The following is a 25539-nucleotide window of genomic DNA, read 5'->3' as shown; positions in this document are numbered from 1 at the left end:
TTGACTGGTTCGTCCATAACGCTAACCGTTATGGACGAACCAGTCAAGAATGGGTAGGCTGTTCCCATGGCACGGCCTCGGAAGTTCGACGAGCAGCAGGTACTGGACACTGCCCGGGAGCGGTTCTGGTCGGGTGGGTACGCCGCCACGCGCATGGAAGACATTGCCGAGGCAACGGGGCTCGGCAAAGGCAGCCTGTACGGCGCGTTCGGCGGAAAGCAGGAACTGTTCCACCGCGTGTTCGACGACTACTGCGGCTCCGTCGTCGATGCTGTGCGCCGGCAGCTGCGCGGCAACGACGCGGACGCCTACGCGCGGCTGTCCGCCCACGTGTACGCGGTGGCGGCGGCGACTGCCGCGGACACCGCCCACCGCGGATGTCTGTTGGCCAAGGGCGCCGCCGAGCTAGCCGAACACGACGAGACGGTGGCCAAGCGGGCGCGTGCGGCCATCGAGGCGCTGCAGGCGCTACTGGAGGGCGACATCGCGGCCTGCCAGCGCAATGGCGATATTGCCGCGGACGCGGATCCGGGAAAGCTGGCTGCGCTAGTGCTCGCCGTACTGCGCGGCATTGAAGCGCTGGGCAAGGCCGGAGCGAGCGAGGAGACGCTGACCGACATAGCCTGGACAGCCCTTGCCGTACTGCCCCGCCCCGCTCACTGACCTTCTTCAGTCCGGTCACGGCCGCGCACCGTACGGCGCCGTCGAGCGCGAGCAGGCGTGGGCCGAGGCGTGGTTCGACACCAAGGGCGCGCCGCTGAGCGTGACGGCCGAGACGACCGGCGGGGGCAGCGGATCGGCGTTGGTCGTGTCTCAGCGGCCGTTGGATGGAGCCGATCTCCACGGCCAGGGAGTGTCCGGCCTTCAGGGCCCAGTCGGCCGACTTGAGGTTGAGGTCCAGCTGGTCCCGATCCAGTCGGGAGACCTGCTCGTCGAACGTGACGGCGGTGCCGTCCGGCGCGACGTCGCGCAGCTTGACCATCACGTTGGGCCGGAGACGAGGACGGGGACCGCCGAACGGCTCACCGGTCGAGTGGGGAGGCCGTCATCTCCGAGTTCAGTCGAGCTCTCCGGTGTCCTTGAGGTGCTCCATGAACGTGGCCGCGATGCGCGGGCGTGTTGCCTCCGGGACTGGGGTGTCCGGCAATTCGGCCTCCAGGCCCCATTCCGTGTTGAAGGTGACGGCCACGCCCGTCGGCACCACGTTGTTCGAAAGCCAGATGGCGAAGGCAGCCGCTGTGTGAACGGTGCAGTCCTTGACCGAGACTCCCTCGGGGGCGAGCAGGGCCATGCCTTCCAGCTCTTCGTCGTCCAGGGTGATGCCGAAGTGCATGGACGATCCGCTGACCGGACCGTCGGAGCCGTCGTCGACGCGGATGAACTCCTCGGGGTCGCGCTCGCGCAGCAGGGCTTCCAAGCCCTCGTACGTCAGACGCCAGCTCTGCCCTTCCGACGGGCTGAAGATGTACATGGTGCGGAGCTCGGCGCGCTCTTCCGGTTCCATCGTGGCGTCGTGCTTCCTGTGCGGCAGGGCGGCGATGCTGGTGGTGGTCAGTCCCCTTGCTGTGGCCGGGCGGGATCGGAACCTCGTACTCGGGGTAGCCGGCCACGCGCTTCTGGTAGGCGATCTCCGCCGGCCTGCCACCCGAGAGGGTGGACCAGGGGCTCCATGACGACGCGCGGAGCGATCCCGGCCGCGCGACCGGGACCAACTCGTGGCGCGCCCGGCAACGGGCGGTGACGTGGATCATACGGAATCCCGTGAACCATCCGCCTACCGGCGCCGTGGCGGTGGTCGTACTTACCAGTGACCCCGGCCGGGTGCCTTGCGGAAGCGGGCGGCCGGACCGTGTCCGATATCCCTGGGGAACCTCGTGAAGACCGCTCGCCACACCGTCCGTACCGTCGGCCTCGTCGCTGTCGCCGCCGCCGCGTTCTCGCTGACCGCCTGCCAGAGCGACAGCGGCAAGGACGACGACGCCGGCTCCTCGTCCTCCGCCGGGGCGTCGAAGGACTCCGGGGGGAAGGGCTCGGACTCGGCCGGCTCGGGTTCCGCGGGCAGTGGCGGTGCGCAGAGCGGCAAGGAGGACAGCGGCGACACGGGCACGCAAGCTGGTGAGGCGGACTCGGGTGTCAAGCGCTCCGCGTGCACCGTCGGCAAGGTCGCCGTCAGTCTCCAGGAGACCGGCGGCAGCGCGCCGGTCATCCTGCTCAAGGCCAGCAATAACGGCAGCACCCGGTGCGACCTGTACGGCTACCCGTTCGTGGGCTTCCCGGACGCCCAGTCCTCGATCCCGGCCGGCGGCCGCAAGCCCCAGTCCGTGATCTCCCTGGAGCCGGGCAAGTCCGCCTACGCCGCGCTCGGCCTGGAGGAGGGCAATGGCGGCAACATGCACCGCGAGAAGCAGCTCACCGTCGAGCTGGCCGACCGGAACCTGCAGGGCACGGGCGAGACCGCCGAGATCAACGCCCCCGGCGAAGCCGGCCTCGCCATCAGCGACAACTCCACTGTCTCCTACTGGAACAACACCGTCGAAGAGGTGCTGCAGTAAAGCCCGCACCATGCCCGCGGGGGTGCTCCCTCCCGACCGGGTGGAAGCACCCCCACGGGCCACGGGCCACCGGCCCGCTCCGTGATGACCGCTTCCGATTCTTCGAGGCGGCGACTTCTTCGATCAGGTGCCGTCCGGCGATCTGACCTGCTGAAATTCGTGCTCCACGACTGGGACGACGATGCCTGCGTACGGATCCTGCGCAACGCGGAACTCAGCGTCGGCGAACTCATCTTCATCCCGGCGCTCGCCGACATCCATGAGGTGGGACGGCTCGCCGAAGTTGTCCGCTGAGCTTCGCGGGCCCCTGAAGGCTCCCTGCCGACCTCGGCGTCGGCGCTCTCGGTGACGCCCATGGCCAGCCGCAGGGCACGCACGGCGTGGTGCGTGCGCGACTTGACCGTCCCCGGCGGGATGCCGAGCAACTGGCCCGTCTCGCGGGTGGACCTGCCGGAGTAGTACGCCTCGTACAGCACCTCCCGGTGCTTGGCGGACAGTTGCCGGAAAGCCTCCTTGAGGAGCAATGAGGAGAGCAGCCGGTCCACGCCGTCGGGCCTCGTCAGCGCGTCGTCCAGCCAGGGGCCGGCGCCGATCTCCTGAGGGCGGGTCATGCGCGACCGGTAGTCGTCGATGACGAGGTTGCGGGCCACTCTGAACAGCCACGGCCGCAGCGGCCGGCCGATGTCCAGGTCCTGTGTGCGCCAGCAGCGCAGCAGCGTCTCCTGCACCACGTCCTCGGCCCTGTGCCGGTCGCCTCCTAACAGACGCACCACGTATCCGTACAGAGCGCCTGCCTGCTCGTCGTAGAGCGTGCGCAGCGCGCGTTCCCGGGGGCCCACCGCACCCGAGGAACCCATCATGGTCCAGCTCACGTTCGCACTTCCTTGTTCCGTGACCCCGCGGGGGTGCAGGTCTCGGGGCCGAGGTCGGTGGTCCCGATTCGGGGCAGTGTTACGAGCGGGGTTCCACATCGCTTTGACGCTCGATTGACAGATGGGGCCGCGGTTCGCGCCGCCCGGGAAAGTCGCGCACGGCGGGGCAACGCGTTTCTGCCCTGCGAATCCGCCCCAAACGCCTCACCGCCACCGGCGACGACCGGTCGGCCCCGGTTTTGAACCGAGTGGGCAGATTTTTCGTGACAGCGGTACATGCATGCGTCTACGGAAGGTTCCTCACCATGGAAAAACGGTCGGGCCCCAGGACACCGTCGTGGGAGATCCTCGAGCAGCCGCTGATCGGCTCTCTGTTGTTTGGGATTCAAGCGTGATCAGCATTCATGCGGAACTCATGGACCAAATAGAGAGATGGCATTACGCGGGTCTTCTCTTTCAAGAAGACATTCCGCGCTGAGCGTCAGCGTCCGGCCTGCGTTCGTCCAAGCGGCGGAGCCTCCCCCGGATCTCCTCGGTGTCGGGATGGTCGAGCTCCTCGAAGGCCGCGAGGGCCTGTCGCCATCTGGCGCGGGCGGCTTCCGGGTCGCCCGCGGCCAGGAGGGTGTCGCCGAGGTGGCCGAGGGTTTCGCCCTCGTTCCAGCGGTTGCCGACGTCCCGGAGTGCTCGGAGGGCCTGGCGGTAGTGCCGGATCGCGTCGTCGTGGCGGTGGAGCCGGTGGTGGATGGTGCCGAGGATGTCGAGCGTGACGCCTTCGCCCCAGCGGTTGCCGCTGGCGCGCAGGACGGTCAGCGATCGCTTCAGATGGTCCATGGCCTCGTCGAAGCGGCCGAGCCGCTGGTAGATGTCGCCCAGCTTGGCCAGGGCGAGGCCCTCTCCCCAGGCGCTGCCGTGCGCCTGGTCCAGGACGAGTGAGCGGCGGAGGTATTCGGCGGCCTTGTCGAGCCGGCCGAGCTGAAGATACGTGTTGCCCAGGTTGCCCATGGCCTTGGACCTGCCGGGGGTGTCCCCGAGTTCCCGGCAGAGGGTCATCGCCTGTCTCAGGTGGTCGATGGCCTCGTCGAAGCGGTGGGTCATGGTCAGTGCGACAGCCGTGTCGTTGAGGCTCCATGCCTCGCCCACCCGGTCGTGGGTGTCGCGGGCGGTGTCGAGTGCGGTCCGAGTGGTGTCGAGCCAGTCGTGCAGATGGGCGCGCAGATAGAAGAATCCCCACAGGGCGGCGGCGAGTTGCCAGGCGAGGCGGGGCCGGGGGGATGTGGCGGCCTGGTGCACCGCGGCGACGAGGTTGGGGCGTTCGGCCTCGCACCATGTGAGGGCTTCGTCATGGGTGGTGAAGGTCAGGGGGTGGCAGCCGGGAGGTGGTGATGGGAGAGGGACCCGGCAGCGGTGGGGGGCGAGGTGGGGGCAGGCGGCGTCGGCGGTGTGCAGGTACCAGCACAGGAGCCGTTCGGTGGCCCGGTCCCGTTCTTGTGGTGTCTCCTCGGTGGCGATGCGTTCGGCGGCGTAGGCACGCAGCAGGTCGTGCAGGGTGTAGCGGCCCGGTGAGTGCTCGGTGAGCAGATGGGCGCGGCTGAGTTCCGCGAGAGGCCGCGGGCCTCGCGGAGGGGAAGCCCGGCGAGGGCGGCAGTGGCGGGTGCGGAGATGTCCGGGCCGTGGTGGAGGTCCAGCAGGTGGAACAGCCGGGCGGCCGGAGCGGACAGAGCCTCGTACGACGAGGAGAAGACGGCTCGTACGTCCGAGGCGGGCTCGCCCCCGGCGAACGCGTCAAGGCTGCCCCGGCTGTCGCGCAGCTCCTTGGCGATGGCTTCGAGCGGGAATCCGGGATGGGCGGTGGCGCGGGCAGCGATGACGGCGAGGGCCAGGGGCAGCCGGGCGCAGCGTGTGATGATCTCGTCCGTCGCCTCGGGTTCCGCCGCCAGGCGTGCGGCGCCGACGCGGCGCACCAGGAAGTCATGAGCCTCGGCCCGCGTCAGCGGGTTCAGCGTCAGCGGATGCGCCCCCTCGTGGACGATCAGGCCGGTGAGCTGGTCGCGGCTGGTGACGATGGCCAGGCAGCCGGGTGAGGCCGGGAGCAGGGGGCGGACCTGTTCGGTGTCGCGGGCGTTGTCGAGGAGGAGGAGCATCCGCCGGTTGGCGAGCAGGCTGCGGTACAGCGCGGCCTGGACGTCGAGGTGGGCGGGTATCCGCTGCGAGGGGACGCCGAGCGCGTCGAGGAAGACGCGGATGGCCTCCCCGCGTGGCATGGCCGGGCCGGTCGGGTCGAAGCCTCGCAGATTGATGTACAGCTGTCCGTCGGGGTAGCGGTGGGCGAGCCGGTGGGCCAGACGCACGGCCAGAGTGGTCTTGCCGACGCCCGCCATACCGCCGATCGCGCTGATCAGCACCGTGGCCGGAGGCGTCCCGTCGCCGGGCAGCAGCGCCTGGATCCGCCGCAGTTCGGCTTGACGGCCGGTGAAGGCGGCCAGGTCGACGGGTAGCTGTGTGGGGCGGGCCAGATGCCCGGCGGCCAGTGACACCCACGGCTCGGCCCCCGTCTCCGGGGAAGTGGGGTCCAGTGTGGGGTCGGCGGTCAGGATGCGGCCGTGGAGCTCCTGCAGTGACGTACTGGGGTTGATGCCCAGTTCGGCCACCAAAGTGCTGCGCGTCCTGCGGTAGACCGCCAGCGCCTCGGCCTGCCGCCCGGACCGGTACAGCGCCAGCATGAGAAGCCGGCACAGCGGCTCCCGCAGCGGATGCTCACCGGTCAGCGCGGCCAATTCGGCGATCACCTCACTGTGACGCCCGAGCCGGACCTCGGTGTCCAGACGGGTCTCCAGCCGGCCAGCCGCTCCTCCGCCAGCCGGGAACGTTCGGCCTCGGCCAGTGGACCGGGAAGACCGGCCAGCGGTGTCCCCTCCCACCCGTCGAGCGCGGCCCGCAGCAAACCCGCGGCGGCCGACATCGCACCGGTCGCCCGCAGCTTCTTCGCCTCGGCGACCCGCCGCTCGAACACACCCAGATCCACCGAACCTTCCGGTACCCGCGCCAGATATCCGTCCGCGGCCGAGACCACCACCCGCGGGGGCTCACCGGCGTCCCGCCCCGGCTCCAGCACCTTGCGCAACCGTGACGCATAGGTGCGCAGCACGGACACGGCCGCCGGCGGCGGCTCATCGCCCCATACGGCGTCCGCCAGTTCGGCGACCGTGACCGGCCGCCCGCGCCGCAGCAGCAACGCGGCCAGCACCACGCGCTGCTGCGGCGAGCCCAGATCCAGCTCATGTGCGCCACGCCAGGCCCTGACCGGCCCCAGCACCGCGAAGCACAAGGAATCCGCACGGGTCGCGTTCACGGCATCGGTCCGCGTGGTGGCCTGGACACGCTCATCCGTGTGGTGTTTCGGCGCATGCGTCGGCCAGTACGGCGCCCATCTCCGGGACGAGCCCGGGGACGGGATCGTGGGTGAGCTCTGTCATCCGTAGCCGCCCGCCGACCGTGACGACACCGAGAATGTGCTCGCCTCGCAACTGAGTGATCTGTGCGGGGCCCCACAGAGCGGAGAGCCCGCTCGGGCTCGGCCGACTCGGGTACGCCACCCCGAGGTTGGTGATCTGGATGTCGGCCGCGGTGGCGGCGGCCATCATGGCCTCGGCGTCACCGGCGCTCGATGGGGCATTCTGGGCGAGAGCCGCGGAACCGCCCTTCAGCGCGGCCGGTGTGCGCTGAAGGGCAATCGACGCGCTGGTACGGCGGGAGAGCGTCCAGAAGTCCTTCGCATCGTGCGCGGCGCTTCCCGTCCGGGCGCCCGCGAACCGGTTCACCACCTCGTCGGGCAGTCCGACCGCACGCCGCAGGTCCACCGGGGTCAGAACCCGCACGAACTCGCGTCCTCGCCGGTGGAGTACCACCGTGGCGGCGGCGCAGAGCGCGGCGTGCACGGATGTGCGCTCCTGGCGGCAGCGGCGAACAAGACGCGTGGTCAGTCCCCGGTCCAGAGCGAGGGTCTCGACGTGCGGTGTACGCCCGGAGAACGGCGTGAGCTCGCCGATGGCACTCATCCGCTCGTCATCCACCACCGGCATACCGGCCGCGGCGTCGTCGCCGTCCGCCGTCCCGCCGACGTGGGCGAGGAGATCCTCCTGGGTTCGGGGAACCCTGCCCGGCGGCGTCGACTCCTCACCGCACAGGGCCGCCACCAGGTCCAGCAGCGCCCGCAGACCGCCGACACCGTCGGTGATCTGGTGCGCGAAGGTGAGCACTATGGCGCAGCCCGGCTCCTGTGGGACGAGCACGGCGCGTGCCAGGGGCCCCGGCGCCGGGGGGATCGGCCGCGTCTGCTCGACGGCGGCGATGGCTTGCCATGGAGTGCCGTCGGCGGCTGTCTCGAGCGGGATCGTGCCTTCGGATGCCCGGTACACGGCCCCGGGCGCGGTGCGGTCAACCGCCGCCCCGAGCAACGGATGCCGCTCCTGGAGCGTGGCCATCGCCGAAGCCAACTCACTCGCCGGCACTGGGCGGTCCATCTCGGCGACCAGGGAGAACTGGACCGGATTGCGGTACGTATAGAAGTCGATGGTCCGCTCGAACGCACCCAGCGGTCGAACGACGCGGCCTTGGCTCATCGTCACCCTCGCGGCTCCTTCTCGCCGTGGATGCCGGACGGCTCGGGTCACGGTGCGGGAGCTGCCGTCCCGCTCCGGCATGTGATCGGTGCTCATGCGCCCCAGCCGCCTCCGACGTCCCTGCTCGACAGGTACGAGTCGCGCAGCGCCTTGCGCAGACCGGGCACGGCGTCGTCGAAACGTGCGGCGAGGGCCTTGAGCGCCTGCTCGTGCTCACGGCGTTCCTTACCGGAGAACACACTGGTCACCTCGGCCTCGACCGCGAACACGGCCATGGTCAGCTCCTCCATCGGGACCGCTGCCGGATCGGACCCGCGGAGCACGGCGGCGCGCACCCTCTCCTGGAGGGCGAGCACCCGCCGCGGATCGTTGACGGAGACCCGGTCGACGGCGAGCAGCCCCAGCCGCCTCTCGTGCCGGACCGTGACCACACCCGTCGCGGCAAGCTGCTCGCGGATGGGCTTTTCGGCGGTGTGCGCCTTGTTGTGGACGAGCGGAAGCCAGCTCTTGGGCTTCTCCGCGGGTACGTCGCGCCATACCTCGGCCAAGAAGGGGTCGCTCGGCGGCTCGGCGGGCAGCCGGACGACCTTCTTTCCCGCGGCGCTGAGCAGCCCGTCGAGGGTCAGCACGGTCAGTGCCGCGGCGCGCAGCAGCTGGCCGCGGCCCTGGAGATTGGTGAGTTCGAACTTCTCCTTGTCCACGGTGTAGCAGAGCAGGAACAGGCTCTGGGGCAGGGACTGGTCCATTTCTCTCCTCAGGGCTCCAACAGGGGTCGTCGGTCAGGCCGATCGTGCGGGTCGCGGTCCGGCCAGGGTCTTGAGTCGCTTGCCCGAGCGGCGGCCCGCCCACAGCACGACCAGGAAGGCCAGGGCGAGCAGGGGGTAGCCCATCGCGATCTTGGTGACGGCGAGCCAGCCGGTGGCGTCCTTCTCGTAGAGCCACTGCTGTACGGCGACCCGGGCGGCGAAGACGCCCACCAGGGTGAGGGTGGCGATGTCGTAGTAGTGGCGCGAGGGCTTGTCCTTGAGCCAGGCGGTGCCGGTGCCGTTGAGCGAGCCCCAGACGATTCCGGCCAGCGGGCGGCGTACGAGGACCGAGAGCAGGAAGAGCACGCCGAGTGCGAGGTTGCTCCAGATGCCCGTCAGGAAGAAGCCCTTGGCCGATCCCGTCTTCCAGGCGACGAACGAGGCGACGGCGACGCCGAACAGGCCGGAGAGCGCGGGCTGAATCGATTCCTTGCGCACCAGGCGCAGCACGGAGATGGCCAGGGAGACGCCGACGGCGGTGCAGATGGCGGCGGTCAGCCCGTAGGAGGCGTTGGCGAGCACGAAGGCCGCGACCGGCAGCATCATGTACACCAGGCCCGTGGTACCGCCCATCTGCTCCAGCGGCGTCTGCTTCGCCTGGCCTCCCGGGGGCCTGCCCGGCGCGTGCGGACCGGGCGCCGGGTCGGCTCGGCGTAGGGGCTGAGGTTCAGTCATACGAGATCACTCACCAGGTAGGCATTGGTCTGTACTGCTGCGTCCGCACCGGCTTACGGAGGCTGGTGCTCCTGGGACACCGGCCGCTCGGTGCATCCCCGGCCGCGCGGATGGCGGGCGAGGAAACGGCCGGCCGCGAGGTGGACGTCAGGCGACGGCGTCGCCGACGACTCCGCCGGTGGCCGTGCGGATCGCATGGGCGAAACGCCGGGAGACGGCCACCACGTCGGTGAACTCCGTGGCGTCCGCGCCGGCGAGGACGACGGCGCCGATGTGCTCTTCGACGACCCGCACGACCGCGGCGGCGGCCGCCGCGTGCTGCCGCACCTCCAGATCACCGGCCGGGCGCTCAAGACAGTCGGCGATGATCGCGCACAGCTCTCGTTCCGTCTGATCGCAGGCCATCAGCCACGCCGTGCGGAGCGCCGGCTCGGTGTCGGCGAGCCGGATCATCTTCATCCCGAGCATCTCGTCGGCACGATCGACGGGCGGCTCCTCGTGACGGAACCTGCCCAGTTCCGTGGCCAGATGGTCCTCGAGGGAGCTCCGCCGGGGCCAGCCGCGCAACACGCTGATCAGGGTGACGACGCCCTGCATGACGATCGGCTCGGCACAGCTCTCCTTACTGCGGAAGTGCCGCCAGATGGTGCGCGTGGACAGGCCCACGGCCTCCGCGATCTGATCGCCGCTCGTGGCGGTCACTCCCTGCTCCCAGAACAGACGCGCCGCCTCCCGAGAGATCTCCAGCCGCAATCGCGCACGCCGCCGCTCACTCATCCCCCCTCCGTCGCGCCTCTGCGTCGTGGCCATGGCACCTCCTCTCCTCTCGGTGTCTCCGAACGACAGAATGTCACTAAGTGACCATCAAGGCAAGACGCGAGGTCCCAAAACCACTCGGTTCGGCCGTCGACTTGAGCTTCCCGGGGCCGCCGGGCAAGCCCGAATCATCGTCGCGGCCGCCTCGAACGCTACGTATCTCACGTCCTGGAGTCGTCCCCACACGGCGGTCACCCGCGTGTGGCTCGCAGGAGGGACAGCCCCCACAAGGTCCCTCCGGCCAGCGACGACCCGTCAGAACCCCGGGCGCCGACAGCGAAGGACGCCGCCGAGACTCACGTCCCGGACTGGGTGCGGCGGGCGTAGGCGCGGGCGGCGCGGGCGCGGTCGCCGCAGCGGGTGGAGCACCAGTGGCGGCGGCCGTGGCGGAGCAGGTAGCGGTTGCAGGGGGTGGAGCCGCACGCGGTGAGGCGTTCGGCGTCCGGGCCGGTGAGGAGGTCGGCCGCGTCGGCGGCGACGGCTGCCAGAGCGTGGTCGACGATCTCGGTGGTGGGGTGGGGAGTTGTGCGGTAGGGACCGGTCTTGTCGTCCCATCGCAGAAGCGGGGCCGTGGGAACGCGGGTCATCGCGTCGTTGATGGCCGTGACAGCGGCGGGGAGGGCGGGGAGCCCTGCGGCGCGGGAGGCGAACAGCGACCTGACCTGTTCGCGGAGCGAGCGCACCTGCGTCGCGCACATTTCCATCATGCCGGCGTCGACCGGGGCGAGACCGCGCTCCGTCAGCCAGTGGTTGACCTGCGCGGGAGTCCCCAGGAGATCGGCCGTACGCCCGCCGGCCATGGCAATGGCGCTGTTGGCGAGGGCAAGGGAGAGGTGCTCTTCCTCGCCCGTCGCGGGCGGCAGGGCCGGTTCTTCCATCACGGACTCCTTCATGACTCTCATGGTACGGCTTGCATGTATCCGTGAGAAGTGCCTACAGTCACCTCACGGTTCAATCGATTACATCCGTGAGGTGTTGTTTCTCGTGACCGCTCTCCACGCAACCGGCCAGTTCCCGGTCCGGACCCTCGGCGGCCCGACCGCCCTTTTCGAGTACGGCGGCCTGCGGTTCCTGACCGACCCGACCTTCGACGACCCCGGCGACTACGGGCGGCCCGGCCGCACCTTGACCAAGACCGCCCCCTCCACCGCCACCCCGGCCGATCTCGGCCCCATCGACGTGGTCCTGCTCTCGCACGACGAACACCCCGACAACCTCGACACCTCCGGCCGGGCCCTGCTCGCCGACGTCCCGCTCACCCTCACCACCCCCGGTGGCGGACAACGCCTCGGAGAGAAGGCCAAGGGCCTGGCCGACTGGGAGTCCATCGAGCTGAAGCGCCCCCACGGCGGCACCGTGACCGTGACCGGCGTGCCCGCCATCCATGGACCCGGGACACACGCGGAGATCGAACCGGTCACCGGCCAGGTCGTCGGCTTCATCCTCACCGGGGCGGGCCTGCCCACGGTCTACGTCAGCGGCGACAACGCCTCGCTCGACGCGGTCGAGCAGATCGCCGGGCGGTTCGCCCCGGTGGACACCGCCATCCTCTTCGCCGGAGCCCCCCGCATCCCCATGCTCTTCGACGGCGCACTGATCGTCCTGGACAGCGCCCAGGCCGCCGAGGCCACCCAGATCCTCGGCACCCGCCGCGTCGTTCCGGTCCACTACGACAGCTGGGCCCACTTCACCGAGGGCCGCGACGAACTGGAAGCCGCCTTCACCGCCGCCGGCCTGGCCGACCGCCTGGACTGGGGCCGACAGGCCTGAGCCGTCCGGCAGAGACACCCACGTCTCCACGGGCAGCGGGCGAACACCGCAACGGGCTTCGGCGGCGGAGTCGTCAACGACGGTGGCGGCATCCGCAACGCGCACGCCTCCACCCTGAATCTGAAGTCGACCGCCCCAAAGACCCCGGGCAAGCCGCCCACACGATGACCGAGAAGAGCGGGACCCACTCACCGGGTCCCGCCCTTCTGCGCGCCGCCCTTCTGGGCGCCGTCCGACTACTCGCTGAGCTGGTGACCTCGCACGAGCGCGTCGAGGACCGGGCGCACCGTAGTTCGTATCCATGGTGTCGCGGTGTCGCGCTCGGCGGCGCAGCAAGGCAAGATGCCGTCGTGGTCACTCCGTTCGTCAACATCCGTGGGAAGGCCGAGAACGGTCCCTACTCCTGTCCCTGCTGCGGATTCGTGACGCTCGACGAGCGCGGCAACTACGAGATCTGTCCCGTCTGCTTCTGGGAGGACGACGGGCAGGACGATCACGACGCTGACGAGGTTCGAGGTGGCCCCAACCGCGGGCTGAGCCTCACCGAAGCACGACGGAACTTCCACGCCATGGGAGCCTCTGACGAGCGGCGTACTCAGTTCGTACGCGACGCTCTGCCGCACGAGCGCCCTTCGAAATGACATCACCGGCTGACATCGACGGCGCCAGACGGTGTCGCAGGTTGGGGCCCCGCCCGGGGCACGCACCTACCGCGCAGCAGGTCAGAGAGTCGCAGGGCCCCTCGTGGCGCGGATCAGCAGGGTGCCGACCTTCCGGGGGCCGACTGGCGCGGGCAGCACTTGCGCGGTCGCTCCGGTGAACCCGTGCTCGCGCAGGATCTCGCCTGACAGCCGTAGCAGCCCTCGACAGGCGGGCGCTGGGAGAAGGCGAGCACGCCGCCCGGACGGAGGCGCTCACGAATCACCGACAGCAGTCGGGCAGGGTCGGTGAACCACACCGCGCCGGCCAGGGACAGGTCCACGCCCACGGCCCGCGCTCCGAGTGTCGCGACGTGCGCGAGGTTGCCGCCCTTCCCACAGCCGAGCTCCAGGACCGCCGAGCCACGGCTCAGACCGAGGACCTCCGCACCGGGTCCGTGGTCGGGGTACTGCGTCAGGCAGCCAATACGCCGATCCGCACTGCCAGTTCGGCGGCGCGACGGCGATGCACCGGAGACTTCGACTCGGTCTCTTCCAAGATGATCCGGCGCGCATAGCCGTTGTAGCGGATCGTCTCCGGCGCGGCCTCGTACGCCTTGTCCAGCGTCGCCAGCGCGGTCTCCGGTTGCCCGTCCAGGTGGTAGCCGCGAGCCTCCTCGATCCGGTGCCGGGCTCGCCTCGGCCGTGAGGGAATCGTCTTGGCGTCCGCCTTCGCCGCCTGCCGTACGGACTCCCCGCCCGCGTGCAGCTCGACGGCGACTGTGACCGCGTGCGCGCCCATGATGCCTCGGGAGAACGAGGTCATGGGGTGGTAGTAGTCGGCAGGCAGCCGCTCGGCCATCTCGCGGGCGGTGTCCCAGTAGCCCCAGGCTGCGCCGGTGTCACCGCGGCGGGCCGCGGTGTATCCGGCCTCGAACTGCAGGGCGCCGGTGATCGCGCGTACGGTGTCCGGCGCGTCCGGCAGTAGCGGGGTGAGGTGGCGCAGGGTCTCCATGGTGACCGCGTCGGCCGCGTCGTAATGGGCGGGGCCGCTGTCGCGGTGGGCCTGGGCGGTGAGCCATGCTGCCATGCCGATGGCGTGCGGGTCCTCGCTCTCCTGGGCTGCGACCATGCCGCGTTCGGCAACGCGCCAGAGGAGCGCGGAGTCGGGCTGGTAGGCGATGAAGAACTGGCTGAGGCTGTAGACCTCGGCGAGGACCGCTTGAGCTGCCCGCCGTTCGGGGGCGCGATCGGCCTGGCGTACGGCGAGTTGCGCATCCCGGATGAGGGCCGGCAGAAGGCCGCCGATCACTTCGCGGTGGTTGGGTGCGGAGTGGCGGGCGGACCAGGCGCTTTGGAGGCGCGCGCCCAGGTGCGCGGGGGACGGCGCTTCGCGGTCGGCGGTGAAGGGGAACGCTTCGATCGCGGCTCGTACCGCGGGCAGCTTGGCGTGACCCGGGCCGATGAAGAGGTCGACGGGCATGGTCTGATCGCCGGTGAGCTCGGAAAGGTCGCGGACGCGCAGCACCTCGGCGATGCGCAAGATCATGGGGAGTGCGGGAGTGCGGAGAGTGCCGTTCTCCACCTGCTTCACCCAACTCGGGGACTTGCCGAGGAGACCGGCGAGGACGGTACGGCTCATGCCCCGGCGGGTACGGAGGACTTGCATCCGCTGGCCGAAGACCAGCGGGTGGTCAAGCGGGTCCGGGGTAGCGTCAGATGACATGGCCTTGCCCCTCTCTGTCCAGCTCGTCACTGCCAGGGTATGGGCAGGGCCGTTGCCGGTGCGGCGGTTCACTCCCAGGCAGTCGCTGCCGCACGCGACTGAGCTGCCCAGAACCTGATCTGCCCGGAGGGCCCATGCACATCAGCGGGCTGGTCGGCACGGACGAGTGGCACACGGTCGATGAGCGGCCGTACGTCGCCTGCATCGCGCCCGCGCTCCTCGGCCGCGGGAAGAGCGGACTCGAAGGCGGCATCTGGCTTCGGGTCAGGAAATCCGCGCGCTCCGGCGCTCGATGAGGACGACGTCACGCCATACGCCATGGTGGCAGCCGATGCGTTCGCGGGTGCCGATGACGCGGAAGCCCGCGCGCTGGTGCAGAGCGAGGCTGGCGGTGTTCTCGGGAAAGAGGCCGGACTGGATGGTCCAGATGCCTGCCGCTTCCGTGGTGGCGATCAGCGCGTCCAGAAGAGCGAGCCCCACCCCTCGGCCGCGCGCGGCGGGGTGGACGTAGACGGAGTGCTCGACAACACCGGCGTACGCGCAGCGGTCGGACACCTTCGTGGCGGCGACCCAGCCGAGCACGCGTCCGTCGTGGTCCACCGCGACGTGCCGGTGGTCCGGGAGTTTGGCGGTGTCGAAGGCTTCCCAGCGGGGTGCGGCGGTCTCGAAGGTGGCGTTTCCTTCGTCGATGCCGAGCTGGTAGATCGCCAGGACCTCATCGGCGTGCTCGGCCGTCAGGCCGGTGATGCGGATCGTCCCGGCGTGCGGGGTCATCCGCGGCCTCCAGCGGTGAGTTCGCTGACGAGGCCATGAACGCGGGCCCGGATCTCGTCACGGATCGGCCGTACCGCCGCGACACCTCGCCCGGCCGGATCGTCGAGCTTCCAGTCCAGGTAGGCCTTGCCGGGGAAGTAGGGGCAGGCGTCGCCGCAGCCCATGGTGATGACCACGTCCGAGGCCTGCACGGCTTCGGCGGTCAGCACCTTCGGGATCTCCGCCGCGATGTCGACGCCGACTTCCGCCATGGCTTCCACCACGGCGGGGTTGACGTGCTCGGCGGGTGCCGAGCCGGCGGAGCGGACTTCGACGCGGTCGCCCGCGAGGTCGGAGAGGAAGGCTGCGGCCATCTGGGAACGGCCCGCGTTGTGGACGCAGACGAACAGCACGGACGGCTTCTCGGGGCTCTGGGGGTCAGACACGGGCGGAACCTTCCTGGGTGGGCGCGTGCCCGGCCGTCGTGGGGGCGGGCTGGGGGAAGTGGCGGCGGGCGGCCAGGGCCACGTGGACGAGGCCGATCAGTACGGGGACCTCGATGAGCGGGCCGACGACTCCGGCCAGGGCCTGCCCGGAGGAGGCGCCGAAGGTGGCGATGGCGACGGCGATGGCGAGTTCGAAGTTGTTGCCCGCGGCGGTGAACGCCAGTGTCGTGGAGCGCGGATAGTCCAGGCCCACGGCCTTGCCCAGGGCCATGGACCCGGCCCACATCACGGCGAAGTAGACCAGCAGCGGCAGCGCGATCCGCGTCACGTCCATCGGCTGTGAGGTGATCGCGTCGCCTTGGAGGGCGAACAGGACGACGATCGTGAACAGCAGCCCGTACAGGGCGAACGGGCCGATGCGCGGGATGAGCTTCGTCTCGTACCAGGCCCGGCCCCTGGCCCTCTCGCCGAGGCGGCGGGTGAGGAAGCCCGCCACCAGGGGGACGCCGAGGAAGATCAGCACACTGCGGGCGATCTCCCACACGCTGATTTCGAGATCGGTCCGTTCCAGGCCGAGCCAGCCGGGCAGCACGGTGAGGTAGAACCAGCCGAGCGCGGAGAAGGCGATCACCTGGAAGACAGAGTTCAGAGCGACGAGGACGGCGGCCGCTTCGCGGTCGCCGCAGGCCAGGTCGTTCCAGATGATGACCATGGCGATACACCGGGCCAGGCCGACGATGATCAGGCCCGACCGGTACTCCGGCAGATCTGGCAGGAGCAGCCAGGCGAGCGCGAACATGACCGCCGGGCCCAGGACCCAGTTCAGCACGAGCGAGGGCACCAGAAGGCGCCGATCCCGGGTGACCGTGTCGAGGCGGTCATAGCGGACCTTGGCCAGCACCGGATACATCATCACCAGCAGGCCCAGCGCGATGGGCAGGGAGACGCCGGTGACGGTCACCTTCGCCAGGGCGTCACCCAGGCCGGGGACGAGCCGCCCCAGGCCGAGGCCGGCCGCCATCGCCAGCAGGATCCACACCGCGAGGAAACGATCCACGAACGTCAGGCGCGTGGCAACCTGAGCAGCCGAGGACGCCGTGGGGTCGGCGGCCATCAGGCGTCCCCCGCCGTCCCGGCGGGCTCGGGCAGAGGCTGCCCGGCGGGGCGGGTGAGGATACCCGCGAGCCGGTCGGTCATCTCCGGCAGCAGCCAGTAGTAGACCCACGTGCCACGGCGCTCGCAGTCGATCAGCCCGGCCTGCCGCAGCAGCTTCAGGTGGTGGGAGATCGTCGGCTGCGAAAGGTCGAAGGCCGGGGTGAGGTCACAGACGCACACTTCGCCTCCGGCCCGGGAAGCGATCATCGACAGCAGCCGCAGCCGGATCGGATCGCCCAGCGCCTTGAACACCTTTGCCAGCTCAACGGACTGTGCCTCGTCCAGCGGAGCGGTCAGCAATCCCGGGCAGCAGCCGTCGACGCCGTCCTGGCCGAGCACCGCAAGCTCTTGTTTCGACATTCTTCTATGTTGACGTTTTTCGATCCAAGGCGCAATCTTGAATCGAAGAACATCGATACAACCTGATGGGAGACCTCGCCATGTCCCGCCTGCAGCTCGCCCTGAACGTGCCCGACCTGGACGCTTCGGTGGCGTTCTACTCCAAGCTCTTCGGCGTCGAGCCCGCCAAGCGCCGCCCCGGATACGCCAACTTCGCGATCACCGAGCCGCCGCTGAAGCTCGTCCTGATCGAAGGCGAGGCGACCCAGGAGACCCGGCTGGACCACCTCGGCGTCGAGGTCGCCTCCACCGACCAGGTCACCGCCGCCACCGACCGCCTCAAGGACGCGGGGCTCGCCACCTTCGAGGAGAACGACACCTCCTGCTGCTACGCCCTCCAGGACAAGGTCTGGGTCCACGGCCCCGGCAAGGAGCCCTGGGAGGTCTACGTCGTCAAGGGCGACGCCGACCAGATGGGCAAGAGCCCGGCACTCGACACCGCCGACACATGCCGCGCCGGTGAACCCACCCCGACGGAGGCGCTCAAAACAGCGACGCACAGCGAACACTGAGGCAAGGCCCGGACCCGTTTGGCGGCACACCAGGTGAGGGCGCGATCACCTGTAGTTACAAATGAAACGTCATCTTGCCATCCCGGTTGACCAGCATGGCCGCTGGTGCCCGTGATGCGCCGCTTCACTCCAGCGCTGAGGAAGGCGTAGCGATGAAGTACATACTGCGGTCCGGCGCCATGACCGCCGCGGTCGGTGCGGGACTCTCCCTGGCGGTCCTGCCGATCGGGTCGGCCAGTGCCGCCGAAGACATCCGAGTGGGGTGCGACGACATCCCCGGCCTGGTGACCGCGATCAACGAGGCCAACACCAGCGGTGCCCGCATCGCCCTCGCGTCCCACTGCACCTACACACTGACCACACCCGACAACCCCGACGACGGACTCCCGGAGATCACCGGGGACGTAACTATCTCCGGCAACGGCTCCACCATCCGACGCGACCCGGACGCCACGGAAAGCTTCCGCATCTTCCACGTCGTATCCGGTGGCACGCTCACCCTGAAGTCGCTCACCGTCAGCGGCGGCCTCAGCAGCAGCTTCGGCGGCGGCGCGGCGAACGAACAGGGCACGCTGAACCTGAACGACACCGCCTTCAAGGACAATTTCGCGGTCACCGGTGGTGGCGTCTCCAACGACGGTGGGCAGCTCAACCTGGAGCGCACCACCTTCGAGCGCAACCGCGCGGCCAGCTTCGGCGGCGGAGTCCTCAACACCGGTAACGGCACGACGACGATGAAGGGCGGCTCCCTGCTCAAGAATCGGGCGGTCACCAGCAATGGTGGCGGTTTTGAGAACCAACTGGGCACCGCGTCCCTGGAGTCGGTATCGGTCCGGGGCAACACCGGCATCGAGGGTGGCGGCATCCGCAACGTGAACGCCTCCACCCTGAACCTGAAGTCGACCACCCTCAGGGACAACATCGCCGTGAGAGGCGCGGGCCTCTCAAACCTCTCCACCACCTTCGGCACCGCCACCGCCACACTGGTCGACAGCCTGATCACCCGTAACACGGCGATCACCGCCGGCGGCGGCATCGACAACCAGGCCGGTCAGGTCACGCTCACCAACACCAAGGTCATCGACAACATCCCGGACAACTGCGCCCCCGAAGGCAGCGTCTCCGGCTGCACCAACCCCACCGGGACCATTGACCCGCCCCCCACGCAGCAGCTCCTGCCGGGCGACGACATCAAGGACCCCGAGTGAGCCGCCCACCACGATGACCCCGAAGGGCGGGACCCAACTCACTGGGTCCCGCCCCTCCGCGCGCCCGTCCGAGTCACAGCGCCCCTCGTGGCGCGGACCAGCAGGGTGCCGATCTTCCGGGGGCCGACCGGCGGGGGCAACAGCCGTGCGGTCGCTCCCGTGAACCCGTGCGCGCACAGGATCTGCGTCCAGCGCGGTGGTTCGTAGTCCCAGCGCTTCACCACCAGCGGGTCCTCGTCCTCGGACCTGGTGATGTACGACGCCTGGCAGCCGTAGCAGCCCTCGACAGGCGGGCGCTGGGAGAAGGCGAGCACGCCGCCCGGACGGAGGCGCTCACGAATCGCCGACAGCAGTCGGGCAGGGGCGGTGAACCACACCGCGCCGAAGGCGGAGAACACCGCGTCGAAGGTGTCCGTGCAGTGGGCCAGGAAGTCGAGGGCGTCCGCCTGGTGCAGCTCCAACTCAGCGGTGTCAGCCCATCGGGCTTCGGCGGCCCTGAGCTGGGCCAGGGACAGGTCCACGCCCACGGCCCGCGCGCCGAGTGTCGCGACGTGCGCGAGGTTGCCGCCCTTCCCACAGCCGAGCTCCAGGACCGCCGAGCCGCGGTTCACACCGAGGACCTCCGCACCGGGTCCGTGGTCGGGGTACTGCGTCCAGTTGAACCACGTCGTCTCCCCGGCTGCGTTCACGGGCCGCCGCTGGGGCTTCTGCCGCGCGTAGGTGTCCCAGGCGGTCTCCGTCATGCGCCCTCCGTTCCTGTGGGCCGACCGCCCGGCGGCGGTGCCGGGCGGCCGACGGGGTGCTTACGTCAACCCTTTCCGCTGTTGGGGCTGTCGGAGCAGCCCGCGTGGCACTGGCTGCAGTCGGTCGCTTCGGGCCAGAGGTCGGCGTCCACCGCGTACCCGGTGGCCGCGATGGCATCGAGGGTGCGCCGCCGCGCCGCGCCCGCCCTCCGCCGGGTTCGTGGGGACGTGGTGGATGAAGTGTCCCGCAACGCGCTGGCAGAAGTCCGCGTAGTCGCGGGTGTGGAGAAGGAAGGTGTGCCAGCCGATGTCGACGGCCTTGCTGGGCGTTAACGGTCGGCCGGTGTTATTGGCGCAGGCCGCGAGAAACGCCGCGGTCTGGGCGGCGATCCGCTCGGCGAGTGGCAGCGCGACGTCGTGATCCTTCACGATGCGTGTGGCGAGCCGGTCGAGGAGAGCGGCGCGCCCGCAGCGCGGAGCTCGCGCTGGGCAGCGGGCCCAGCCGGGTGGCGCGGAAGGCGAACAGCTCCGCTCGTTCGGCGGGGGCCCGGCGTCGGTGCCTCATTGGCCCTCCTCCGACCGGGCCTGCCGCGCAGCGCTCTCGTAAGCGCTGAGCAGTCGCTCCCCGGTCTCGCACCTGGCGCCGGGGGCCCGGCAGGCCAGGCAGCCCGCGGCGTGCTCCAGAGCTGCGCGCCACTCGTTCGCGGCGGCCGGGCCCAGCGGGCCGCGGAGTTGGGTGGTGGTCACCGGCCGACCTTCCGGTCAGGGCCGAGCTCGGCGGCGACCGCTTGGGCCAAGGCCCCGCGTAACAAGGGGCTGTCGGTGAGGTACCGGTCTGGCCCGAACGGGACGCGCCAGTGCAGTACCGGCCCGGTGGTGTGGCCGATGGGAGGCACACCAACGTACGAGGTCGAGGCTGCCCCGAGTGCCTGGACCGTCGGGAGGCGTCGCCAGTACTGGGCGCTCCCCGGCGGGATCAGCCAGTACATCTGTGCGTAGTCGGCGATGACGGCACCGGTCGCCCCGCCAAGTAACTCCAGTGCTCGCTCACCGATGTCCACGGGAGCGCGCACGGCATCCCAGTGGGGGCCGACCTCGACCATCTCTACGTTGTCCCCGCGTGGGGGTGTCCATCGCTCTGCTTTACGGCTGCTGGTCTGCACGGGGTCCCCCGGCGTCATCGATGATCAGGTGCTGACCGACCGTATGAGCGCCGGGGACGCAGGAGGGGCAGAGATTCTGCCCCTCGAACCTTGGTTCAGGCAGCCAATACGCCGATCCTCACTGCCAGTTCGGCGGCGCGACGGCGATGCACCGGAGACTTCGACTCGGTCTCTTCCAAGGTGATCCGGCGCGCATAGCCGTTGTAGCGGATCGTCTCCGGCGCGGCCTCGTACGCCTTGTCCAGCGTCGCCAGCGCGGTCTCCGGTTGCCCGTCCAGGTGATAGCCGCGAGCCTCCTCGATCCGGTGCCGGGCTCGCCTCGGCCGTGAGGGAATCGTCTTGGCGTCCGCCTTCGCGGCCTGCCGTACGGACTCCCCGCCCGCGTGCAGCTCGACGGCGACCGTGACCGCGTGCGCGCCCATGATGCCTCGGGAGAACGAGGTCATGGGGTGGTAGTAGTCGGCAGGCAGCCGCTCGGCCATCTCGCGGGCGGTGTCCCAGTAGCCCCAGGCTGCGCCGGTATCACCGCGGCGGGCCGCGGTGTATCCGGCCTCGAACTGCAGGGCGCCGGTGATCGCGCGTACGGTGTCCGGCGCATCCGGCAGTAGCGGGGTGAGGTGGCGCGGAGTCGGGCTGGTAGGCGATGAAGAACTGGCTGAGGCTGTAGACCTCGGCGAGGACCGCTTGAGCTGCCCGCCGTTCGGGGGCGCGATCGGCCTGGCGTACGGCGAGTCGCGCATCCCGGATGAGGGCCGGCAGGAGGCCGCCGATCACTTCGCGGTGGTTGGGTGCGGAGTGGCGGGCGGACCAGGCGCTTTGGAGGCGCGCGCCCAGGTGCGCGGGCGACGGCGCTTCGCGGTCGGCGGTGAAGGGGAACGCTTCGATCGCGGCTCGTACCGCGGGCAGCTTGGCGTGACCCGGGCCGATGAAGAGGTCGACGGGCATGGTCTGATCGCCGGTGAGCTCGGAAAGGTCGCGGACGCGCAGCACCTCGGCGATGCGCAAGATCATGGGGAGTGCGGGAGCGCGGAGAGCGCCGTACTCCACCCGCTTCACCCAACTCGGGGACTTGCCGAGGAGACCGGCGAGGACGGTACGGCTCATGCCCCGGCGGGTACGGAGGACTTGCATCCGCTGGCCGAAGACCAGCGGGTGGTCAAGCGGGTCCGGGGTAGCGTCAGATGACATGGCCTTGCCCCTCTCTGTCCAGCTCGTCACTGCCAGGGTACGGGCAGGGCCGTTGCCGTGTGAGGCGGTTCACTCCCCAACGCGGCGAGAGCCGTCACCCAGCCCACGTCCCAGGTAGGTCGGGCTGACGACCGGCTTATGGTCTACCGCCTAAAGCTCCCCGACAGGCTCATCACCCTCCAGCAGGCCGCAGGATCTGAGCGCGTCAAGGGGCATGGAACGGATGCCGTATGCAACCGACTTGACCGACAAGCAGTGGGCGTTAATCGAACCGCTGGTCACCGGGTGGAAGCATCGGCGACCGGGAACCCGGGCTCCTGTGATCTGCGGGAGGTCGTGAACGCGCTGCTCCACCGGAACCCGACCGGCTGTCGGTGGCGGCTCCTGCCGCACGATTTCCCGGCCTGGTCGGCGGTGTTCTACTACTTCACCCTGTGGCGCCAGGACGGCCTCGACCAGCAAATCCAGGAGATCCTGCGCTGCCAGGTGCGGGCCCGACGCGCGGGTCGGGTTCTCCAGGGTTTCTCGGGTCGTGGGTGGTCAGGGGCGGTGGCGCGGTTCAGGCAGCCGGCCGTGGCAGAGCCGTGAGGCGGGCGAATGCACTGGTCAGCTCGTTTCGCCGGGGCCAGGTCGCGGAGATCCGCAGCTGCAGGCGGCGACCGCCTCGGGTGATGCGGGCAGCTGCGTGGAGCAGCCGGTAGCGGAGCTTCTTCGGCTCGGCGGTGGCCAGTTCGCCTAGCAGCAGCAGAGTGCGCATCCAGGCGAGCAGGCCGAGGGCGGTCAGGGACAACTCCAGCCAGGCGGTGTTGATGGCGAAGTGCGGGCTCGGCCATGTGATCGTCGCCTCGGGCGGCAGCGCCGACACCCCTCTCGCCTTCGCGGCGATGGCCCTGCTCAGCATCATGAGCGTGCTGCTCCTCCACCTCGTCGTCCCTCTGGAACGACTGCTGCTCCCGTGAGTCCGGGAGATCACCGGCTGACCGGACTCCACCCATAGTTCCACCCGTGGGTCCAGGCGCGTACGGGTCCGCGCCAGCAGGCTTGAGGCATGACAACGACTGAATGGATCACCGACATCGCCCTCCTCCTCGTCGTCTTCCGACAGCTGCGGGAGGGCCGCCTCGACGCCAAGTCGTACGTGATCCCCCTGGGGATCGTGGCCTTCGTCGCGCACAGCTACCTGAACACCGTGCCCACGGCCGGCAACGACCTGGTGCTGATCGGCGCGCTCGTCGCCGTTGGCGCGGCCCTCGGCGTCGCGGGCGGCGTCTACACCCGTATACGCAAGGTCGGCGCGCATCTCTTCATCAAGGCGGGGGCGGTCTCCGCGACCCTGTGGGTGCTGGGCATGGGGGCGCGGATGGGCTTCCAGCTGTGGGTCGACCACGGCGGCGCCGACGACGTGGCCCGCTTCAGCCTGGCCCACCGGATCACCACGGGGGACGCGTGGGTGGCCGCGTTCGTGCTGATGGCACTCACCGAGGTGGTCACGCGGCTGGGCACCATATTTCTCCGCGGCCGCATGGCCACCCGGGAGCAGCGGCAGCCGGCCGTGGACGGACGGGTCGCGGCGGTCGCCGCGGACCGGACGGTCTGAGTGCGGGTTATCGTCGCGCCGTGCCCGCTTCCGACAATCCCCCAGCCGGCGGGCCGGCTTCCGAACGGAAGCCCGGCCCTCGGGTCGTGCTCCGGCACGACGCCTCTCTCCAGTGGGCCGTCACCCTGCTGATCATCGCCATCGCGGTCATCACCGTCCGGCCGGTGGGCGTCAGCGGCCGCGGCCTGGCCGTGGTCGCCCTGCTGGTGGTCAACTCCGTTGCCCTGCTGGCCAGACACCTGCCGCCCGCCTTCCCACGCCGGGCCGCGCTGGTCTGGCTGACCGCCGGTGCCGTGGCGTCCGCCGGCCTGTTGGAGGTGAGCAACAGCGGCTCCGGCTACCTCTTCGCCTACTTCCTCGTCGGCCACGCCGGCTACCGCCTCGCCCTCAAGCCAGCCCTGGCGGTCGCGGCCCTGTCCAGTCTGCTGTGCGGCGCTGTTTTCTATTTCTACGTCGGCCCCGATCACCAGGTGCTCACCTGGACCTTCGGCCTCAGCACCGGCATCCCGGTCGTGGCCGGAATCCTGGGCCGCAGCAGGCAACAGGCAGCGGAGGCGAGGCTCCAGGCCGCCGAGTCCGCCGAGCGGGCCGAGGCGCGAACGGCCGTGCTCACCGAACGCGGCCGCATCGCCCGCGACGTCCACGATGTGCTGGCGCACTCACTGGCCGGGATCAACATGCACCTGGAGCTGGCGGACGCCTTGATGGACACCGGCGACCTGGAGAAGGTCCGCGCGGCGCACAACAAGGCGCAGAGCCTTGTCAGGGAGAGCCTGAAGCAGGCCCAGTGGACCGTGCACGCGCTGCGCGAGGACTCCCTTCCGCTGCTCGAGAGCCTGACCGCCATGATCGAGTCGTCCGGCCACCGCGAGGTGCTCACCGTCACCGGGGCCGTCCGAGAGCTGCCGGCACAGGTCACCCAGAATGTGCTGCGCATCGCGCAGGAGGCGCTGACCAACGCGGCCCGGCACGCTCCCGGGGCCGAGATCGCGGTGGAGCTGGCGTTCGACGCCGCCTCGACCAGCCTTGCCGTCCGCAACGGGCCCGCGACCGGCGAGGCGACCGCGGGTGTCGGCAGCGGCATGGGACTGATAGGAATGCGCGAACGCGTCGCCCTGCTGGGCGGCACCCTCACCGCGGGTCCGCTCACCGGGGGACCGGACCGGGGCGGCTGGCAGGTGGAGGCAGTGATCCGAGGATGACGACGAACGAACCGGCCCAGGAGCCACGGAACCCGCAGGCCCCGCTGACCGAGCGCTCGCTGAAGGTGATCGTCGCCGACGACCAGGCCACCGTCCGCGAGCCCTTGGCCGCGGTGCTCGACATGACCGAGGACATCGACGTCGTGGCCGCCGCCGCGGACGGTACCGAGGTGCTCGCCGCCGTGGCCGCCACACCGGTCGACGTCGTCCTGATGGACCTGCGCATGCCTGTCATGGACGGCACCGAGGCCACCCGCCGGCTGAGCGAGGATCACCCGGGAACGGCCGTGGTCGTGCTGACCACCTTCGCCGACGACGACTCGATCCTGGCCGCCCTGAGCGCCGGCGCCCGCGGCTATCTGACGAAGAACGCTGGGCGCCAGGACATCGTCCGCGCGATCCGGGCCGCAGCCGCGGGACAGTCCGTACTCGACCAAGAGGTGCAGAACCGCCTCCTGGCCACCGTCCGCACGCGCCCGCCGGCCGACGCGCAGCCGCTCCCCCCGGACCTCACCCGCCGCGAACGCGAGGTGCTCACCCTGATCGGCCAGGGCCTGCCCAACCAGGCCATCGCCGAGAAACTCTTCATCAGCGAGGCCACGGTCAAGACCCACATCAACAACCTGTTCGCCAAAGCCGGTATCCAGGACCGCGCCGACGCCGTCCGCCGTGCCATTACGGCCGGCCTGGCATGACCCG

General features: G+C 70.1%; 29 protein-coding genes and 3 pseudogenes. 10 read left to right on the top strand and 22 right to left on the bottom strand.

Features of this window, described 5'->3' with window-relative positions; all coding sequences use genetic code 11:
- Positions 1-66: 66 nt before the first annotated feature.
- The gene (locus J2Z30_RS16535; RefSeq protein ID WP_044571267.1) at positions 67-663 is read left to right on the top strand and encodes a TetR/AcrR family transcriptional regulator; all 597 of its coding nucleotides are present in this window, start codon (positions 67-69) and stop codon (positions 661-663) included.
- 160 nt (positions 664-823) lie between these two features.
- Here J2Z30_RS16535 and J2Z30_RS52125 read toward each other — a convergent pair.
- Positions 824-994, bottom strand: a pseudogene (locus tag J2Z30_RS52125) (CocE/NonD family hydrolase); the annotation flags it as partial.
- 63 nt (positions 995-1057) lie between these two features.
- Positions 1058-1504, bottom strand: a complete 447-nt coding sequence (locus J2Z30_RS16530; RefSeq protein ID WP_044571270.1) for a hypothetical protein — start codon at positions 1502-1504, stop codon at positions 1058-1060.
- 370 nt (positions 1505-1874) lie between these two features.
- On the opposite strand from J2Z30_RS16530, the gene J2Z30_RS16525 reads away from it, so the two are divergent.
- Positions 1875-2552, top strand: coding sequence for a DUF4232 domain-containing protein (locus J2Z30_RS16525; protein WP_044571272.1), 678 nt, complete (start codon positions 1875-1877; stop codon positions 2550-2552).
- Here J2Z30_RS16525 and J2Z30_RS50945 read toward each other — a convergent pair.
- From J2Z30_RS50945 to J2Z30_RS16490, 9 genes are all read right to left on the bottom strand, one after another.
- The gene (locus tag J2Z30_RS50945; RefSeq protein WP_063790913.1) at positions 2516-3424 is read right to left on the bottom strand and encodes a sigma-70 family RNA polymerase sigma factor; all 909 of its coding nucleotides are present in this window, start codon (positions 3422-3424) and stop codon (positions 2516-2518) included. The two genes, J2Z30_RS16525 and J2Z30_RS50945, sit on opposite strands and share 37 nt — an antisense overlap.
- 456 nt (positions 3425-3880) lie before the next feature.
- Positions 3881-4714: a tetratricopeptide repeat protein gene (locus J2Z30_RS49645; RefSeq protein WP_308279942.1), complete on the bottom strand. Its 834-nt coding sequence runs from the start codon at positions 4712-4714 to the stop codon at positions 3881-3883.
- A 65-nt stretch (positions 4715-4779) separates the two neighbouring features.
- Entirely contained in the window at positions 4780-6210 is a 1431-nt protein-coding gene (locus tag J2Z30_RS49640; RefSeq protein WP_308279941.1) for a BTAD domain-containing putative transcriptional regulator, read from the bottom strand.
- The gene (locus J2Z30_RS50940) at positions 6207-6773 is read right to left on the bottom strand and encodes an AfsR/SARP family transcriptional regulator (RefSeq protein WP_308279940.1); all 567 of its coding nucleotides are present in this window, start codon (positions 6771-6773) and stop codon (positions 6207-6209) included. The genes J2Z30_RS49640 and J2Z30_RS50940 overlap by 4 nt, the downstream gene beginning before the upstream one ends.
- 31 nt (positions 6774-6804) lie before the next feature.
- Entirely contained in the window at positions 6805-8043 is a 1239-nt protein-coding gene (locus J2Z30_RS16510) for a phthiocerol/phthiodiolone dimycocerosyl transferase family protein (protein WP_044581546.1), read from the bottom strand.
- 92 nt (positions 8044-8135) lie between these two features.
- Positions 8136-8789, bottom strand: a complete 654-nt coding sequence (locus J2Z30_RS16505; RefSeq protein ID WP_044571273.1) for a GOLPH3/VPS74 family protein — start codon at positions 8787-8789, stop codon at positions 8136-8138.
- Between the two features lie 33 nt (positions 8790-8822).
- Complete coding sequence (locus J2Z30_RS16500) at positions 8823-9524, bottom strand: DUF3159 domain-containing protein (protein ID WP_078956713.1); 702 nt, start codon at positions 9522-9524, stop codon at positions 8823-8825.
- Positions 9525-9671: 147 nt separating this feature from the next.
- Positions 9672-10334, bottom strand: coding sequence for a TetR/AcrR family transcriptional regulator (locus tag J2Z30_RS16495; RefSeq protein ID WP_044571275.1), 663 nt, complete (start codon positions 10332-10334; stop codon positions 9672-9674).
- Between the two features lie 302 nt (positions 10335-10636).
- Positions 10637-11242 carry a CGNR zinc finger domain-containing protein gene (locus J2Z30_RS16490; protein WP_209468700.1) on the bottom strand — a complete coding sequence of 202 codons (606 nt, stop codon included), beginning with the start codon at positions 11240-11242 and terminating at the stop codon, positions 10637-10639.
- 82 nt (positions 11243-11324) lie between these two features.
- Here J2Z30_RS16490 and J2Z30_RS16485 point away from each other — a divergent pair, with 82 nt between their 5' ends.
- Together J2Z30_RS16485 and J2Z30_RS51360 are read left to right on the top strand one after the other, a co-directional pair.
- Positions 11325-12110: an MBL fold metallo-hydrolase gene (locus J2Z30_RS16485; protein ID WP_078956715.1), complete on the top strand. Its 786-nt coding sequence runs from the start codon at positions 11325-11327 to the stop codon at positions 12108-12110.
- Between the two features lie 350 nt (positions 12111-12460).
- Positions 12461-12751 (top strand): CPCC family cysteine-rich protein, encoded by a 291-nt coding sequence (locus tag J2Z30_RS51360; protein WP_107073315.1) that lies wholly within the window; start codon positions 12461-12463, stop codon positions 12749-12751.
- 472 nt (positions 12752-13223) lie between these two features.
- On the opposite strand, the gene J2Z30_RS16475 is transcribed toward J2Z30_RS51360, so the two are convergent.
- From J2Z30_RS16475 to J2Z30_RS16455, 5 genes are all read right to left on the bottom strand, one after another.
- Positions 13224-14474, bottom strand: a complete 1251-nt coding sequence (locus J2Z30_RS16475; RefSeq protein WP_209468699.1) for a helix-turn-helix domain-containing protein — start codon at positions 14472-14474, stop codon at positions 13224-13226.
- A 264-nt stretch (positions 14475-14738) separates the two neighbouring features.
- Positions 14739-15248: a GNAT family N-acetyltransferase gene (locus J2Z30_RS16470; RefSeq protein ID WP_044571277.1), complete on the bottom strand. Its 510-nt coding sequence runs from the start codon at positions 15246-15248 to the stop codon at positions 14739-14741.
- A complete protein-coding gene (locus J2Z30_RS16465; protein ID WP_044571278.1) occupies positions 15245-15673 on the bottom strand; it encodes an arsenate reductase ArsC in 429 nt (142 codons plus the stop codon). Before J2Z30_RS16465 ends, J2Z30_RS16470 begins: the two co-directional genes overlap by 4 nt.
- Positions 15666-16787, bottom strand: coding sequence for an ACR3 family arsenite efflux transporter (arsB, locus tag J2Z30_RS16460; RefSeq protein ID WP_044571282.1), 1122 nt, complete (start codon positions 16785-16787; stop codon positions 15666-15668). The genes J2Z30_RS16465 and arsB overlap by 8 nt, the downstream gene beginning before the upstream one ends.
- Positions 16787-17188, bottom strand: a complete 402-nt coding sequence (locus J2Z30_RS16455) for an ArsR/SmtB family transcription factor (protein WP_044571284.1) — start codon at positions 17186-17188, stop codon at positions 16787-16789. The genes arsB and J2Z30_RS16455 overlap by 1 nt, the downstream gene beginning before the upstream one ends.
- Before the next feature lie 80 nt (positions 17189-17268).
- Between J2Z30_RS16455 and J2Z30_RS16450 the strand changes: the two genes are divergently transcribed.
- Positions 17269-17739: an ArsI/CadI family heavy metal resistance metalloenzyme gene (locus tag J2Z30_RS16450; RefSeq protein WP_044571287.1), complete on the top strand. Its 471-nt coding sequence runs from the start codon at positions 17269-17271 to the stop codon at positions 17737-17739.
- Between the two features lie 152 nt (positions 17740-17891).
- The gene (locus J2Z30_RS16445) at positions 17892-18947 is read left to right on the top strand and encodes a hypothetical protein (protein ID WP_044571290.1); all 1056 of its coding nucleotides are present in this window, start codon (positions 17892-17894) and stop codon (positions 18945-18947) included.
- A 38-nt stretch (positions 18948-18985) separates the two neighbouring features.
- Here J2Z30_RS16445 and J2Z30_RS16440 read toward each other — a convergent pair whose 3' ends face one another.
- From J2Z30_RS16440 to J2Z30_RS16425, 5 genes and pseudogenes are all read right to left on the bottom strand, one after another.
- Positions 18986-19690, bottom strand: coding sequence for a class I SAM-dependent methyltransferase (locus tag J2Z30_RS16440; RefSeq protein ID WP_044571292.1), 705 nt, complete (start codon positions 19688-19690; stop codon positions 18986-18988).
- 60 nt (positions 19691-19750) lie between these two features.
- A complete protein-coding gene (locus J2Z30_RS52250; RefSeq protein ID WP_505011426.1) occupies positions 19751-20119 on the bottom strand; it encodes a glycine-rich domain-containing protein in 369 nt (122 codons plus the stop codon).
- Positions 20120-20251: 132 nt separating this feature from the next.
- A complete protein-coding gene (locus J2Z30_RS16435; RefSeq protein ID WP_044571295.1) occupies positions 20252-20437 on the bottom strand; it encodes a hypothetical protein in 186 nt (61 codons plus the stop codon).
- Complete coding sequence (locus tag J2Z30_RS16430; protein ID WP_245388056.1) at positions 20434-20793, bottom strand: hypothetical protein; 360 nt, start codon at positions 20791-20793, stop codon at positions 20434-20436. The genes J2Z30_RS16435 and J2Z30_RS16430 overlap by 4 nt, the downstream gene beginning before the upstream one ends.
- Before the next feature lie 155 nt (positions 20794-20948).
- Positions 20949-22041 (bottom strand): annotated as a pseudogene (locus J2Z30_RS16425) (helix-turn-helix domain-containing protein).
- Between the two features lie 336 nt (positions 22042-22377).
- On the opposite strand from J2Z30_RS16425, the gene J2Z30_RS52120 reads away from it, so the two are divergent.
- The gene (locus tag J2Z30_RS52120; RefSeq protein WP_052701417.1) at positions 22378-22629 is read left to right on the top strand and encodes a transposase; all 252 of its coding nucleotides are present in this window, start codon (positions 22378-22380) and stop codon (positions 22627-22629) included.
- Here J2Z30_RS52120 and J2Z30_RS16415 read toward each other — a convergent pair.
- Positions 22601-22873, bottom strand: a pseudogene (locus J2Z30_RS16415) (transposase); the annotation flags it as partial. The gene J2Z30_RS52120 and the pseudogene J2Z30_RS16415 overlap by 29 nt on opposite strands.
- Positions 22874-23089: 216 nt before the next feature.
- On the opposite strand from J2Z30_RS16415, the gene J2Z30_RS16410 reads away from it, so the two are divergent.
- From J2Z30_RS16410 to J2Z30_RS16400, 3 genes are all read left to right on the top strand, one after another.
- Complete coding sequence (locus J2Z30_RS16410) at positions 23090-23638, top strand: hypothetical protein (RefSeq protein WP_044571307.1); 549 nt, start codon at positions 23090-23092, stop codon at positions 23636-23638.
- A gap of 86 nt (positions 23639-23724) precedes the next feature.
- Positions 23725-24840 (top strand): sensor histidine kinase, encoded by a 1116-nt coding sequence (locus J2Z30_RS16405; protein ID WP_044571309.1) that lies wholly within the window; start codon positions 23725-23727, stop codon positions 24838-24840.
- Entirely contained in the window at positions 24837-25535 is a 699-nt protein-coding gene (locus J2Z30_RS16400) for a response regulator transcription factor (RefSeq protein WP_044571310.1), read from the top strand. The genes J2Z30_RS16405 and J2Z30_RS16400 overlap by 4 nt, the downstream gene beginning before the upstream one ends.
- Positions 25536-25539: the final 4 nt, after the last annotated feature.

The sequence above is a fragment of the Streptomyces iranensis genome (assembly GCF_017874715.1).
In the GTDB taxonomy this organism is placed as follows: domain Bacteria; phylum Actinomycetota; class Actinomycetes; order Streptomycetales; family Streptomycetaceae; genus Streptomyces; species Streptomyces iranensis.
This window is presented reverse-complemented; position numbering and strand designations above follow the sequence as displayed.

Bases quoted from the DNA above. Each gene is read 5' to 3' on its own strand.
- J2Z30_RS16535 (WP_044571267.1), top strand. From the start codon at position 67: ATGGCACGGCCTCGGAAGTTCGACGAGCAGCAGGTACTGGACACTGCC.
- J2Z30_RS16530 (WP_044571270.1), bottom strand. From the start codon at position 1,504: ATGGAACCGGAAGAGCGCGCCGAGCTCCGCACCATGTACATCTTCAGC.
- J2Z30_RS16510 (WP_044581546.1), bottom strand. From the start codon at position 8,043: ATGAGCCAAGGCCGCGTCGTTCGACCGCTGGGTGCGTTCGAGCGGACC.
- J2Z30_RS16505 (WP_044571273.1), bottom strand. From the start codon at position 8,789: ATGGACCAGTCCCTGCCCCAGAGCCTGTTCCTGCTCTGCTACACCGTG.
- J2Z30_RS16500 (WP_078956713.1), bottom strand. From the start codon at position 9,524: ATGACTGAACCTCAGCCCCTACGCCGAGCCGACCCGGCGCCCGGTCCG.
- J2Z30_RS16495 (WP_044571275.1), bottom strand. From the start codon at position 10,334: ATGGCCACGACGCAGAGGCGCGACGGAGGGGGGATGAGTGAGCGGCGG.
- J2Z30_RS16490 (WP_209468700.1), bottom strand. From the start codon at position 11,242: ATGAGAGTCATGAAGGAGTCCGTGATGGAAGAACCGGCCCTGCCGCCC.
- J2Z30_RS16475 (WP_209468699.1), bottom strand. From the start codon at position 14,474: ATGTCATCTGACGCTACCCCGGACCCGCTTGACCACCCGCTGGTCTTC.
- J2Z30_RS16470 (WP_044571277.1), bottom strand. From the start codon at position 15,248: ATGACCCCGCACGCCGGGACGATCCGCATCACCGGCCTGACGGCCGAG.
- arsB (WP_044571282.1), bottom strand. From the start codon at position 16,787: ATGGCCGCCGACCCCACGGCGTCCTCGGCTGCTCAGGTTGCCACGCGC.
- J2Z30_RS16455 (WP_044571284.1), bottom strand. From the start codon at position 17,188: ATGTCGAAACAAGAGCTTGCGGTGCTCGGCCAGGACGGCGTCGACGGC.
- J2Z30_RS16450 (WP_044571287.1), top strand. From the start codon at position 17,269: ATGTCCCGCCTGCAGCTCGCCCTGAACGTGCCCGACCTGGACGCTTCG.
- J2Z30_RS16445 (WP_044571290.1), top strand. From the start codon at position 17,892: ATGAAGTACATACTGCGGTCCGGCGCCATGACCGCCGCGGTCGGTGCG.
- J2Z30_RS16440 (WP_044571292.1), bottom strand. From the start codon at position 19,690: ATGACGGAGACCGCCTGGGACACCTACGCGCGGCAGAAGCCCCAGCGG.
- J2Z30_RS16430 (WP_245388056.1), bottom strand. From the start codon at position 20,793: ATGGTCGAGGTCGGCCCCCACTGGGATGCCGTGCGCGCTCCCGTGGAC.
- J2Z30_RS16410 (WP_044571307.1), top strand. From the start codon at position 23,090: ATGACAACGACTGAATGGATCACCGACATCGCCCTCCTCCTCGTCGTC.
- J2Z30_RS16400 (WP_044571310.1), top strand. From the start codon at position 24,837: ATGACGACGAACGAACCGGCCCAGGAGCCACGGAACCCGCAGGCCCCG.